Here is a 13,710-nt window from a genome sequence, read left to right as displayed (position 1 = left end):
GGCGGGAGCCCCCCGCCAGCGCGGTTATTCGCCAGAGGTTTTGGCCGCTTTCTTCTTGGCAGGGGCCTTTTTCGCCGCGGTTTTGGTCTTGGCGGCGGCCTTCTTGGCGGGTGCTTTCTTCTTACCCGTCTTGCCGGCCTTCTCGTTGATCAGCTCGACCGCCATCTCCATGGTCACATCCTTGGCCTCAGTGTCCTTGGGCAGGGTCGCATTGACCTTGCCCCATTTGACATATGGCCCGTAGCGCCCGTCCATGATGTTGACCGGCCCGCCTTCGCTGGGGTGTTCACCCAGCTCGCGCAGCGCCTTGGCCGCGGCAGAGCGGCCCCGGCCCGGATTGGCCCGCTTCTCCGCCAGCATCTCCACCGCCCGGTTCATGCCGATCTCGAAGACGTCCAGCGTCTCCTTGAGGTTCACATAGACCGGTTTTTCCTCATCCGGGCGCTGATGCATAATGTAGGGCCCGAAGCGACCAAGGTTTGAGGACACCACGCCCCCATCCGGATGTGCGCCGATTTCGCGCGGCAGGGTCAGCAGGGTCACCCCCTGTTCCAGGGTGATGTCGTTCGGCCCCCAACCGGGCAGGTAGTCCTTGCCCTGTTTCGGCAGCGAGGACCGCGGTGGCTTCTTGTTCTCGGGCGTGACTTCGCCGCGTTGCACATAGGGTCCAAAGCGACCGGATTTCAGGTGGATCTCGTCACCATCATCCTCGCCCAGCACCCGTTCGTAGCCTTCGGCACCCTCGCCGGAGATTGGACGGGTGTAGTTGCACTCCGGGTAGTTGCCGCAGCCGACAAACCCGCCGGTGCGCGAGGTCTTCAGATGCAGCTGGCCTGCGCCGCATTTCGGGCATTGGCGCGGGTCGCCGCCATCTTCGCGCGGTGGATAGAGCTGCGGTGCCAGCGCTTCGTCCAGCACATCCAGCACCTCGGAGATCCGCAGATCCGAGGTCTCGGAGATCGCCGCCGAGAAATCGCGCCAGAAGCTGTCCAGCAGTTCCTTGTAGTCCTTGCCCCCGGCACTCACGTCATCCAACTGGTTTTCCAGTGCGGCGGTAAAGTCATACTCCACGTAGCGCTTGAAGAAGTTCAGCAGGAAGATGGTCACGATCCGCCCCTTGTCCTCGGGGAACAGGCGGTTCTTGTCCTTGCGAACGTATTCGCGGTCCTGGATCGTGGTGATGACGCTGGCATAGGTGGACGGGCGTCCGATGCCAAGCTCTTCCATGCGTTTGACCAGCGTCGCCTCGGTGTAGCGCGGCGGCGGTTGGGTATGGTGCTGCAGCGCCAGCGTGGCGCCATCCTCGGACAGGCGGGAGCCGTCCTTGCCGGGCTTTTCAGCCTGCGCGGCGAGGGAGGAGCCAAATTTCAGGCTCTCGCCCTGCATGATCTGGGGCAGGCGCTTGTCGTCCTCGTCCACAACATCATCGCGGCCTTCTTCATAGACCCGCATGAACCCGTCGAAGAGCACCACCTGACCGGTGGCGCGCAGCACCACCTGCTTGTCGTCGGAGCCAATGTCGACCGTGGTGCGTTCCATCCGGGCACCGGCCATCTGGCAGGCCAGTGTCCGCTTCCAGATCAGATCATAGAGCTTGCGCTGGTCGTCCTCAGAAACCTTGAGGCTCTTGGCGTCACGGCTCATGTCCGTGGGGCGAATACACTCGTGGGCTTCCTGCGCGTTCTTGGCCTTGTTCTTGTAGATGCGCGGCTCGCCCGGCACATAATCCTTGCCATAGCGGGTCGCGATTTCCTCGCGTGCGGCGGTGACCGCCTCGGGCGCCATGTCGATGCCGTCGGTTCGCATATAGGTGATGAGACCGGCCTCATAGAGGCGCTGCGCGGTGTTCATGCACTGTTTGGCGCCCATGCCGAACTTGCGGCTGGCTTCCTGTTGCAGGGTCGAGGTCATGAAGGGCGCCGACGGGTTGCGCGCGGCAGGTTTGGCTTCGACCGACAGCACCGACATCTTGCGGCTGGCCACGGCCTGCACCGCCAGTTCGGCGGCGGTGGAATTTGCCAGGCTGAACTTGTCGAGCTTTTCGCCGCCCAGAACCGTCAGCCGTGCCTCGAAGGACTGGCCGCGCGGGGTCGCCAGATGGGCGCGCACCGACCAATATTCTTGCGGGTTGAAGGCTTCGATCTCCATCTCGCGCTCGACGATCAGACGCAGGCAGACCGATTGCACGCGACCGGCCGACCGGGCACCGGGCAGTTTGCGCCACAGTACCGGAGAGAGGTTGAACCCGACGAGATAGTCCAGTGCGCGGCGGGCCAGATAGGCCTCCACCAGCGGCAGGTCGACTTCACGCGGGTTGCGCATGGCTTCTGTGACAGCTTCCTTGGTGATCGCATTGAAGGTCACACGCTTGACGTCGGTGTCCTTCTTGATCGAACGGCGCTTGGTCAGCGCCTCCTGCAGGTGCCAGCTGATCGCCTCGCCTTCGCGATCAGGGTCAGTCGCGAGGATCAGGGCATTGTCGGTTTTCAGCGCCTCGGCGATGGCGCGCACATGTTTCTTGGAGTCGTTGCCGACCTCCCAGGTCATGGCAAAATCATCGTCCGGCTGTACCGATCCGTTCTTGGCGGGCAGGTCCCGTACGTGACCATAGGATGCCAGAACGGTGTAGTCGGAGCCCAGATACTTGTTGATCGTTTTAGCTTTGGCCGGTGATTCGACGACGACGACTGGCATAAAAATAGGCACCTTTCCATACGGGTTTAATCGCGCTCTATGGCGGGGCAACATGTGTCGCGCAAGGGGAGAATGTCAATCCGGGCGAAGAAAGCCAGCCCGGATATCCTACAGGGCCGGCCGCGTTTGGAGCCCGGAAATCAGCGTTTCTTGATGATCACCCCGCCGGGCCCGCGGCCAATTTCGCCCGCAAGTTCAAGGTCGGTCAGCACCGTGCGCACCCTGCGGGCGGTGCTGTCCAGATCGTCGATCAACTGGCCTTCAGGGGTGGGCGCCATGGCCAGTCGATCAAGTATTTGCTGATGCAGCGCGGCGGTCTGCCGCAGGCTGCGCCGCTCCGGCGGAGGAGGAGGGAGGTCTGCGGGATCTATGGGCCTCACGGGGGCAGGCGGATGGTCGAGCGGCGGCAGCGCGTCGATCACATCTTGGGCGTCGCGAACCAGCACCGCACCATCCCGGATCAGTAGGTTGCCACCACTGGCGCGGGCATCAAACGGATGTCCGGGCACCGCCATCACGTCGCGCCCCAGATCGAGCGCATCGCGGGCGGTGATCAGGCTGCCGGATTTCACCGCCGCCTCAACAACGATGGTAGCAAGCCCGATGCCGGCGATAATGCGGTTGCGCGGTGGGAAGTGGCGGGCCTGAGGTTGCAGACCCATGGGCTGCTCCGACAGGCGCAGGCCCTGCTTTGCAATGGACTGCGCCAGCCGGGTGTTCTCGGACGGGTATATGATATCGACGCCGCCGCCCTGCACCGCGATGGTGCCGGATCCAAGCGCGCCCTCATGCGCGCTGGCGTCAATGCCGCGCGCCAGACCCGAGACCACCGTATAGCCTGCAGCGCCGAGATCGCGCGCCAGGGCATAGGCCATACGCCGCCCCAGCGACGAGGCATTGCGCGCGCCGACAATGGCGATCGCCGGGCGTGACAGCAACGACAAATCGCCCATCGCCCAGAGCACAGGCGGCGGGTTGGGGATGGCCGCAAGAGGAGCGGGATATTCAGGATCGCCAAAGCACAAAAGCCGCGCATTGGCGGCTTTTGCTGTGTCAAGCTCGGCGTCTAATTGGTCTTTTGAGTACGTTCTGTACCCTTTTACGCTCGCAGCCGCTGCCACTTCGGGCAGCTTATCCAGCACATTCTGCGCTGATCCATACTCGGCCAGAAGCCGGTAGAAGGTCACTGTCCCAATTCCTCGGGAACGCAACAGACGAAGCCAGGAATACCTTTGATCTTCCGTGGTGGGTGGGAGTGGGGGGTGAGTGGAAGAATTTGCTTCTCCGGTCATGCCCTCGCCTCGCCTTGTTGCAAGACTAGGTTTACGACTTTCGCGGTTAACAGGTGGTGAACGCCGCGCGGATTTATCGAGATTTTTCGGTACTTTTCGCTATGTCACTGAAAAATAACGACATTGGTGTCACGCATGCATTTGGCTGACGCCGCGATCACAGGTTTCGCGGGCGATACTTGGTAAATATGTGTCCGTTTCGGGCTGGATTGGGCTCGATTTTGCCTACTTCGTTAAACAACCGTAAGCGCGCACCCATGGCGGCATGACTGCGGCTGATGGGCTGGAACAGGCGATTCATCACAAGGAATGAATCGCCTGAATGTTTGCGTGTCGACTGTGTCTCAGGTGGCAGAGCCGCCAACCGTCAGGCCACCCATGAGCACGCTGGGTTGGCCAACACCGACCGGCACCCACTGGCCCTGCTTGCCGCAGTTCCCCATACCCGGATCGAGTGCCATGTCATTGCCAAGGCCGCGGATCTTCTGAAGGGCGGTGGCACCATCGCCGATCAGGGTGGCGCCCTTCACCGGCGCACCGATCTTGCCATCCTTCACCCGATAGGCTTCGGTGCAAGAGAAGACGAACTTGCCATTGGTAATGTCCACCTGACCGCCGCCAAAGCCGACGGCCCAGATGCCATCCTTCATGTCCTTGACGAGATCTTCGGGGGCCGCGTCACCGCCCAACATATATGTATTGGTCATTCGCGGCATCGGCGCATGTGCAAAGCTCTGGCGTCGACCGTTGCCGGTGGGTTCGACCCCCACGAGGCGGGCGTTTTGGCGATCCTGCATGTAGCCGACCAGAATACCGTCTTCGATCAGCGTGGTTTTCTGACTGGGCGTGCCCTCGTCATCAATGGTGATGGAACCGCGGCGGTCAGGGATCGTGCCATCGTCCAGCACGGTGACACCGGGGGAGGCGATGCGGCTCCCCAACAGCCCGGCAAAGGCAGACGACCCTTTGCGGTTGAAGTCACCTTCAAGCCCATGGCCGATGGCCTCATGCAGCAGGATGCCGGGCCAGCCGGGCCCAAGCACCACGTCAAATTCCCCGGCCGGAGCGGGTTCGGCTTCGAGATTGACCAGCGCGATCCGCAGCGCCTCACGGGCCTTGGCCTGCCAGTCCTGCGGCAGGATCAGCCCATCAAGGCCCACACGCCCGCCGCCACCCGCGGTGCCGCTTTCGCGTCGTCCGCCGTCCTCGACAATGACCGAGACGTTGACACGGGTCATCGGTCGCACGTCGCGCACCCGGGTGCCATCGGCGCGCAGGATCTCAATCTCCTGCAACGATGCGGCCAGAGTGGCCGAGACCTGAACCACGCGCGGATCCAGCTCGCGGGAAAAACTGTCGATCTCCCGCAGGGTCTCCACCTTGACGGGAAAGGCCTGCGCGGCGATCGGGTCGAGGTCACCATAGAGTTTCTGGTTGGTGGCCTGCGGGGCAGGGGACATGGTGCCGCCGCCAGCGCCGACAGCCAGCCGCGCGGTTTCGGCAGCGCGTTTCAGGGCCGAGACGGACATCGTGGTGGAGTGAGCGTAGCCGGCCACCTCGCCGCGGACGGCTCGCAGCCCAAAGCCCTCGGCCGCGTCGTAGCTCGCGGTGCGCAGGCGACCATCATCAAAGACCAGAGCCTCCGATTTGGTGCGCTCGGCAAAAATCTCGCCATCGTCGGCTCCGGCGAGCGCGTCGCGCAGAACCGGCAGCGCCTCATCCTCGGGGAGAGTGGTCTCAAAGGGGCGAAATGCGGGTGTATCCATCAAATGGGCCTCGATTTTTTTGATCTAAGTCAAGAAAGCGACGCTATGACGCGAGCTACCCTCTTTATAACCTCTCCAGAATATGATTTTTAACAGCCTCAAAGACAACGGGCGCAGCAGAGTTTTTCTGAACGATTCCGCGACCCCGTCCCATGCAACGATCAAGCGATCAGGAAACGACATGAAGAATGCTTTGACGCTTTCGGGCTTTATCGCCGCTCTTTCGAGCCTTCCAGCAATGGCGCAAGAAGGTCTGGAAACCATTGGTAAGCCGACAGATGGCAACCTTGGCTTCCAGCCGGCGGCCTCCGAACTGGCGGAAGGTATTCACCAGCTGGACCACATGATTCTCATCATCATCACTGCGGTTTGTATCTTTGTCGCCGGTTTGATGCTCTACGCCATCGTGCGCTTCAACCGCCGCGCCAACCCGGAAGCGTCCAGCTTCACCCACAACACACCGATCGAGATTGCGTGGACCGTTGTGCCGATCCTTATCCTGATCGTCATCGGCTCCTTCTCCCTGCCGGAACTGTTCCGTCAGCAGGAAATCCCCGAAGGCGACGTGACCATCAAGGTCACCGGCTACCAGTGGTATTGGGGCTACGAGTACGTCGATCACGACTTTGCCTTCGACAGCTACCTGATTGGTCACCCGGCCACGTTGAACGAAAGCGCGCGCCCGGCTGACGCCGACGTGACACCCTTCGTTTATAACGACGCGATGGAGCTGAAGCTCAAAGACGCAGGCTATGCGGGTGACGAATTCCTTCTGGCCACGGACACTGCGGTTGTTGTTCCGGTGAACAAGACCATCGTCATGCAGGTGACCGGTGCGGATGTGATCCACTCCTGGGCGATGCCAGCCTTCGGCGTGAAACAGGATGCGGTTCCGGGCCGTCTGGCAGAGCTGTGGTTCAAGCCGACGCAGGAAGGCGTATATTTCGGTCAGTGTTCCGAACTGTGCGGCAAGGACCATGCCTACATGCCGATCACGGTCAAGGTTGTGAGCCAGGAAGCCTATGACGAATGGCTGAATGGCGCGATCGATGAATACGCCGGCCTGCCGCAAAGCTTCCAAGTCGCCTCCAACTGAGGACGATTCTGCTTCTGCGCCTTGCTTGCCAGAGCAGGTGCGGAGGCGCCCATGCCCGTTTCCTGAAAAACGGCCACGCTTTGAATGCGTGGCCGTCACAGACCCGAAAAGAGCTTGAGACATGAGCGACGCCAGCATCAACGCAAGCATGATCCGTGAAGATGACGCCTCCTTGGGCGATTACTTTGCGTTGCTCAAACCGCGCGTCATGTCGCTGGTTGTGTTCACCGCCCTCGTCGGCTTGCTCGCAGCGCCCGTTGGGGTGCATCCGGTTGTCGGTTTTTGCGCGATTTTGTTCATCGCCATTGGCGGTGGGGCGTCCGGTGCGCTCAACATGTGGTGGGACTCCGATATCGATCAGGTGATGAAACGCACCAAGTCGCGCCCAATTCCCGCAGGCAAAGTCGACAAAGGCGAAGCGCTGAGCCTCGGTCTGGCGCTGTCTGGCCTGTCGGTGATCATGCTGGCGCTGGCGACCAACGTCTTTGCGGGGGCTTTTCTGGCCTTCACCATTTTCTTCTACGTGGTGGTCTACACCATGTGGCTGAAGCGTGCGACGCCGCAAAATATCGTCATCGGTGGTGCAGCAGGGGCCTTCCCGCCGGTCATCGGCTGGATCGCGGCAACCGGGTCGATGACGATTGAACCGTGGTTGATGTTCGCGCTGACCTTTTTGTGGACCCCGCCGCATTTCTGGGCGCTGGCGCTCTTCATGCGCAACGACTACGACATCGCGGATGTGCCGATGCTGACCGTGACACATGGTCGTCGATCCACCCGCAAGCATATCCTCGTTTACACTATCATTCTCGCGACCTTCGCTCTCGCCACCGCCTTTACCGGCGTCGGTGGTCCGATCAATCTGACCGTCGCGCTGGTGCTGAATGCGCTGTTCCTCAAAGGGGCCGTGCAGATCTGGCGCCGTGACGAGGCGATCTGCGAGGATGACAACTTCAAAGTGGAGCGCTCTTTCTTCAAGCTGTCGTTGCTCTATCTGTTTCTGCACTTTGGAGCGATCCTCGCAGAGGCGCTGCTGAAACCATACGGTCTGGGAGGCTGGTAACTGAGATGAGCTTGCGCAAGGAACATGAGCTGCACAACCGACGCAAAGGCCGCAACTTTGGCGTTGGCCTGCTGCTGGCCGGATTTGTCGTTCTGGTATTGGCGCTGACCATGGTCAAAGTGACGTCAGCCGGCTTTACGTTCCCCGAAATCGAAGGCGGAGAGTAAACCTGATGGCGATGAGCGGTCCTAAAAAGACAGTGATACAGCTGGTCGGAGTGGTGACCCTGATGGGTGGGCTGGCCTGGGCCTCTGTCCCGTTCTACGACTGGTTTTGCCGTGTCACCGGCTTTGGTGGCGTGACCCAGGTCGCTGATGCCGGGTCTGATCAGGTATTGAACAAAACTATCAAGGTCCGCTTCGACGCGTCGAAGGACCGCGATATGCCGTGGGAATTCAAACCCGTCGAACGGATCATGGAACTGAAGATCGGTGAGACCGGGCTGGCCTTCTACGAGGCCTATAACCCGACGGATCGTCCCGTCGCAGGGCAGGCCTCCTACAACGTGGCGCCCTATTCGGCTGGCTACTACTTTGAGAAAATTCAGTGTTTCTGCTTTAATGAGCAGGTGCTGCAACCTGGGGAGCGGGTGATGATGCCTGTGACCTTCTTCGTGGACCCCGAGATTGTCGAGGACGCGGAGGCAAAATTTGTGCATACGATCACCTTGTCGTACACATTTCACGAGATCGATCTGCCCGAGGGCTATGCCGCCCTCGACACCGGAGATACATCCGGGGCAGAGACGGAACTGAACTAGGCCGCTTTGGTGAGGGACACTTAAAATGGCGCATGCTAAAAATCACGACTTCCACATTCTGCCGCCGTCTATCTGGCCGTTGATCAGCAGCATTGGCGCCTTCGTCATGCTCTTTGGCGCCGTGCTCTGGATGCACGACGTTACAGCTTGGCTGTTCTGGGCGGGCCTCGTCGCCGTGCTCTACTCCGCCTTCTGCTGGTGGTCCGAGACCATCGCCGAGAACAAGGCCGGCGATCACACCCCCGTGGTGCTGATCGGCCTGCGGTATGGCTTCATCCTGTTTGTCATGTCCGAGGTGATGTTCTTCTTCGCTTGGTTCTGGTCATTCTTCAAACACGCCATGTACCCGATGGAGCGCTATGTCGGCACCGAATATGTGGCGCCGGAGATCTATCCCGTGGACGCGTTTCACCTGCCGTTGATCAACACGCTGGTGCTGTTGCTTTCGGGCTGTGCCGTGACCTGGGCACACCATGCGCTGGTGCATGAAAATGACCGCAAGGGCCTGATCAACGGTCTGGCCATTGGTATCGTGCTCGGTGTGTTCTTCACCGTCCTGCAGGGCTACGAATATGTGCACCTGCTGCACGAAGGCTGGGAGTTCGGTGGTGACGAGTTCTACTCCAACTTCTTCATGGCGACCGGCTTTCACGGCTTCCACGTGGTGCTCGGCACGATCTTCCTTATCGTCTGCCTGATCCGTGCGATGAAGGGGGACTTCACCCCGAAACAGCACGCCGGTTTCGAGATGGCAGCCTGGTACTGGCACTTCGTCGATGTGGTCTGGCTGTTCCTCTTTGTTGCGGTCTACATCTGGGGCACCGCCGGACTGGCGCACTGATCTCAATGTAGCGGATACATGATTGCGGTTTTCCTTTTGGCAAACAGCACGTATCTAACGGGGCGCGCGGGATCATCCCGCGCGCCCCTTGCGGTTCCAGGGGGACACCTATGACCACCGGATCAGGAGCACGCGCGCGATGCGACGGATGATCTTTCTCGGCCTTGTGGGCGGGCTCGGCCTTGCGGCGCTGCTGGCGCTTGGGGTCTGGCAGCTGCAGCGACTGGCGTGGAAGGAAGATATCCTCGCCACCATCGAGACCCGCATCGCCGCCGCACCAGTGCCCTTGCCGGCCAATCCCGACCCGCAGACCGACCGATATCTTGCCGTGGCCACCGCAGGCGAAATCGCCCCGCAGGAGCTGCATGTGTTCTGGGTGACCGAAGCGCAGGGCGCTGGCTACCGGGTGATCTCCCCCTTTGTGACTGCGTCGGGCCGCCGGATCCTGCTGGACCGGGGCTATATTCGCGACGCGGACAAAGACAGTGCCCGTGCTGGCGGCCCGGTCGAAATCACCGGCAACCTGCTGTGGCCCGACGAGGGCGACTGGACCACGCCGCCGCCGGAGGAAGACACCAATATTCTCTACGCCCGCGACATCGCCTACATGGCAGAGCGGCTGAACACCGAGCCGCTGCTGGTGGTGCTGCGCGACGGGGCCGAGGCGCCCCGCCCGCTGCCGGTCTCCACCACGGGCATCCCGAACAACCATCTGCAATATGCCATCACGTGGTTTTCACTCGCCCTGATCTGGGCTGCCATGACTGCCGCCTTTCTTTTGCGTACGCGCGCCAAAACCTGACAGGAACTGACGCCATGAAATACATCTCCACCCGCGGCCAAGCGCCGGAACTTACGTTTGAAGAGGCCATGCTCACAGGGCTTGCGCGCGATGGCGGGCTGTATGTCCCTGCCGAAATTCCGACGCTGTCCGCCGAGGATATCGCGGAGTTTGCGGGTCAGCCTTATGAAGAGGTTGCGTTCCGGGTGATGTGGCCCTTTGTCTCCGGCTCCTTCAGCGAAAGCGAGTTTCGGGAAATTATCGCCCGCGCCTATGCGGGGTTTGATCATGCCGCTCTTGCACCTCTGAAACAGCTTGGGGCCAATCACTTCCTGCTGGAATTGTTCCATGGGCCCACGCTGGCGTTCAAGGATTTCGCCATGCAGCTCATCGGCCAGCTGTTCCAGACGGCGTTGAAGCGCCGCGGCGACAGCGTGACCATCGTCGGGGCAACGTCGGGCGATACCGGCTCTGCGGCGATCGAGGCCTTTCGTGGGCTGGATGCGGTCAATGTGTTTATCATGTACCCGCATGGTCGCGTCTCCGAGGTGCAGCGCCGCCAGATGACCACGCCGACAGAGCCGAACGTTCATGCGCTTGCCGTGGATGGCGATTTTGACGACTGTCAGGCCGCCGTGAAGGACATGTTCAACGACTTCGATTTTCGCGATTCGGTGCAGCTGGCCGGGGTGAACTCGATCAACTTTGCCCGTGTGCTGGCGCAAGTGGTCTATTACTTCACCGCCGCCACCGCCCTCGGCGCGCCGCACCGCAAGGTTTCCTTCACCGTGCCCACCGGCAACTTCGGCGATATCTTTGCCGGCTTTATCGCCCGCCAGATGGGTCTGCCGATCAAACAGCTGGTGGTCGCCACCAACCAGAACGACATCTTGCACCGCTGCCTGTCCGGCGAAGGCTACTTCAAGGGCGAGACCATCCCCTCGATCTCGCCGTCGATGGACATTCAGGTCTCGTCGAACTTCGAACGGGCGCTGTTTTACGCCTATGGTCAGGACGGTAAGGCGGTGGCGCAGCTGATGGACGAGCTGAAATCGGGCGGCGGCTTCAAGGTGTCCCAGGGCGCCATGCAGGCGCTGAGCGAGATTTACACCTCTGGTCGTGCCTCCGAAGAGGAGACGATGGCGACCATAAAATCCGAGCTGGCCTCCTCGGGGGAGCTTCTGTGCCCCCATGGCGCGGTCGGCGTGAAGGTTGCCAACGAGCATCTGAAAGACGGCGTGCCGATGGTGACGCTGGCCACCGCGCATCCGGCCAAGTTCCCGGCGGCGGTGGAAGACGCCTGCGGGGTGCATCCGCCTCTTCCCCCGCGCATGGCAGATCTGTATGAAAGATCGGAACGTGTGACCCGGATCGCCAATGATCTCGGCATAATCGAAGAACACATCAGAAAGCACATCGCCAATTGACCGTTAAACAAGACACCCTGCCGAACGGGTTTCGTATCGTCACTGAGTACATGCCGGGGCTGCAGTCTGCTGCTATCGGCATCTGGGTTTCGGCGGGCGCTCGTCACGAGCGGCTCGAACAGAATGGTATCGCCCATTTCCTGGAACACATGGCCTTCAAGGGGACCAAGCGGCGCAGCGCGTTGCAGATCGCCGAGGCCATCGAGGACGTGGGCGGCTATATCAACGCCTATACCAGCCGCGAGGTCACGGCCTATTACGCGCGGGTGCTCAAGGAAGATGTGGACCTTGCCTTTGATGTGATCTCCGACATCGTGCTGAACTCCATCTTCGATGACCGTGAGATCGAGGTGGAGCGCGGCGTGATCCTGCAGGAGATCGGCCAGACGCTGGACACGCCCGACGACATCATCTTCGACTGGCTGCAGGAAGAAAGCTACCGTGATCAGGCCATTGGCCGCTCCATCCTCGGCCCGGCTGAGCGGGTGCGCAGCTTTTCGAAGGAAGACCTGCGCCGCTTTGTGGCCGAACACTATGGCCCCGGTCAAATGGTCCTGTCCGCCGCCGGTGCGGTGGATCACGACAAGCTGGTGAAAGCGGCGGAAGCGCTGTTTGGCGACCTGGAGCCAAAGCAGCAGGAAGGGGTCGAGACGGCGAGTTTTGTCGGTGGCGAGATGCGCCGCGACAAGGTGCTGGAGCAGGCCCATGTGGCACTGGCCTTCGAGAGCCCCAGCTACCGCGCTGATGACATCTACACCGCGCAGATCTATGCGGCAGCACTTGGCGGCGGCATGTCCTCGCGTCTGTTCCAGGAGGTGCGCGAGAAACGCGGCCTCTGCTACACGATCTTCTCGCAGGCGGGCGCCTATGAAGACACCGGCATGATGACCGTCTATGCGGGCACCTCCGGCGATCAGGTTTCCGATCTGGTGGGGATCACCGTGGACGAGCTGAAACGCGCCGCCGATGACATGTCGGATGCCGAGGTCGAACGCGCGCGCGCGCAGATGAAGGCGGGCATGCTGATGGGGCTGGAAAGCCCCTCCAACCGCGCCGAACGTCTGGCCCGTCTGGTGCAGATCTGGGATCGTGTGCCGACGCTGGAGGCGACGGTGGCAAAGATCGACGCGGTCACCACCGCCGATGTGCGCGCCATGGCGGCACAAATCTCGCGCGAGGCTCCGGCTGCGCTTGCCCTCTACGGACCGGTGGCTGACGCCCCGAGCCTGGAGGAGATTGCCCGGAGGCGTGCGGCCTGATGCTTCTGTCCCGTCGGACGCTTAAACTGGAGACGGAGCGCTTGACGCTCCGGCTGCCGGTGCATGCGGATTTCCGGCGATGGGCCTCACTGCGTCAGCAAAGCCAGGCCGCGCTGGTGCCCTGGGAACCCGCGTGGTCCCCGGACCATCTGAGCCGAAAGTCCTTCACCAACCGGGTCTATTGGGCCAAACGCTCTACTGCGCAGGGCTCTGCCATGCCGCTGTTCCTGTTCCGTCGCCAGGATGATGCGCTGGTCGGGGCCATCACGCTCGACAATATTCGCCGGGGACCGGCCATGGCGGGGACGATTGGCTATTGGACCGGCACCCGTTTTGCGCGCAGAGGCTACATGCGCGAGGCAATCGGCGCCGTGGTCCACCACGCCTTCACCCGGCTTGATCTGAGCCGCATCGAAGCCGCCTGCCTGCCGGAAAATGCCGCCTCGCGCGGGCTGTTGGAGCGCTCCGGCTTCAAATACGAGGGCGTCGCGCAATCCTACCTGCAAATCAACGGGCGCTGGCGCACTCATGTGCTTTATTCTGCGCTGCGTAGCGACCGGCGGGGCAAGACCATGGTTGGTCAGGCCTGAGCCTGCCGCCATAGTTCCACTGCGCAACTCACGTAAAGATCACGGTGCGTTCACGAAAATGGGAATGGCGCAGCGCAGTTTTTACGTGATGATCCCGGTTCAGCAGATAAACTCTACCTGTGCGAGTGATGTGGTGAACTG

12 protein-coding genes are annotated in these 13,710 nt (G+C 61.4%); 9 read left to right on the top strand and 3 right to left on the bottom strand.

The window, feature by feature from the left end; all coding sequences use genetic code 11:
* Positions 1 to 24: 24 nt before the first annotated feature.
* From topA to tldD, 3 genes are all read right to left on the bottom strand, one after another.
* On the bottom strand, positions 25 to 2,694 hold the full coding sequence (topA, locus tag R1T40_RS11105; protein ID WP_317384139.1) for a type I DNA topoisomerase: 2,670 nt from the start codon (positions 2,692 to 2,694) through the stop codon (positions 25 to 27).
* A gap of 140 nt (positions 2,695 to 2,834) precedes the next feature.
* Complete coding sequence (dprA, locus tag R1T40_RS11100) at positions 2,835 to 3,986, bottom strand: DNA-processing protein DprA (protein ID WP_317384138.1); 1,152 nt, start codon at positions 3,984 to 3,986, stop codon at positions 2,835 to 2,837.
* A 344-nt stretch (positions 3,987 to 4,330) separates the two neighbouring features.
* The gene (gene tldD / locus R1T40_RS11095) at positions 4,331 to 5,752 is read right to left on the bottom strand and encodes a metalloprotease TldD (RefSeq protein WP_317384137.1); all 1,422 of its coding nucleotides are present in this window, start codon (positions 5,750 to 5,752) and stop codon (positions 4,331 to 4,333) included.
* 181 nt (positions 5,753 to 5,933) lie between these two features.
* Here tldD and coxB point away from each other — a divergent pair, with 181 nt between their 5' ends.
* From coxB to R1T40_RS11050, 9 genes are all read left to right on the top strand, one after another.
* Entirely contained in the window at positions 5,934 to 6,848 is a 915-nt protein-coding gene (coxB, locus tag R1T40_RS11090; RefSeq protein ID WP_317384136.1) for a cytochrome c oxidase subunit II, read from the top strand.
* 121 nt (positions 6,849 to 6,969) lie between these two features.
* On the top strand, positions 6,970 to 7,911 hold the full coding sequence (cyoE, locus tag R1T40_RS11085) for a heme o synthase (protein ID WP_317384135.1): 942 nt from the start codon (positions 6,970 to 6,972) through the stop codon (positions 7,909 to 7,911).
* Positions 7,912 to 7,916: 5 nt separating this feature from the next.
* Positions 7,917 to 8,078: a cytochrome C oxidase assembly protein gene (locus R1T40_RS11080; RefSeq protein ID WP_106162084.1), complete on the top strand. Its 162-nt coding sequence runs from the start codon at positions 7,917 to 7,919 to the stop codon at positions 8,076 to 8,078.
* Between the two features lie 5 nt (positions 8,079 to 8,083).
* Positions 8,084 to 8,671 (top strand): cytochrome c oxidase assembly protein, encoded by a 588-nt coding sequence (locus R1T40_RS11075; RefSeq protein WP_106162085.1) that lies wholly within the window; start codon positions 8,084 to 8,086, stop codon positions 8,669 to 8,671.
* Between the two features lie 25 nt (positions 8,672 to 8,696).
* Entirely contained in the window at positions 8,697 to 9,512 is an 816-nt protein-coding gene (locus R1T40_RS11070) for a cytochrome c oxidase subunit 3 (protein WP_106162086.1), read from the top strand.
* Between the two features lie 139 nt (positions 9,513 to 9,651).
* The gene (locus R1T40_RS11065) at positions 9,652 to 10,314 is read left to right on the top strand and encodes an SURF1 family protein (RefSeq protein WP_317384134.1); all 663 of its coding nucleotides are present in this window, start codon (positions 9,652 to 9,654) and stop codon (positions 10,312 to 10,314) included.
* A gap of 14 nt (positions 10,315 to 10,328) precedes the next feature.
* The gene (thrC, locus tag R1T40_RS11060) at positions 10,329 to 11,720 is read left to right on the top strand and encodes a threonine synthase (RefSeq protein ID WP_317384133.1); all 1,392 of its coding nucleotides are present in this window, start codon (positions 10,329 to 10,331) and stop codon (positions 11,718 to 11,720) included.
* Positions 11,717 to 12,979, top strand: coding sequence for a M16 family metallopeptidase (locus R1T40_RS11055; RefSeq protein WP_106162089.1), 1,263 nt, complete (start codon positions 11,717 to 11,719; stop codon positions 12,977 to 12,979). Before thrC ends, R1T40_RS11055 begins: the two co-directional genes overlap by 4 nt.
* Positions 12,979 to 13,569, top strand: coding sequence for a GNAT family N-acetyltransferase (locus R1T40_RS11050; RefSeq protein ID WP_317384132.1), 591 nt, complete (start codon positions 12,979 to 12,981; stop codon positions 13,567 to 13,569). Before R1T40_RS11055 ends, R1T40_RS11050 begins: the two co-directional genes overlap by 1 nt.
* The last annotated feature ends 141 nt before the right edge of the window (positions 13,570 to 13,710 follow it).

Origin of the sequence: Tritonibacter scottomollicae, assembly GCF_032924845.1 — a bacterium.
GTDB lineage: Bacteria > Pseudomonadota > Alphaproteobacteria > Rhodobacterales > Rhodobacteraceae > Epibacterium > Epibacterium scottomollicae.
This window is presented reverse-complemented; position numbering and strand designations above follow the sequence as displayed.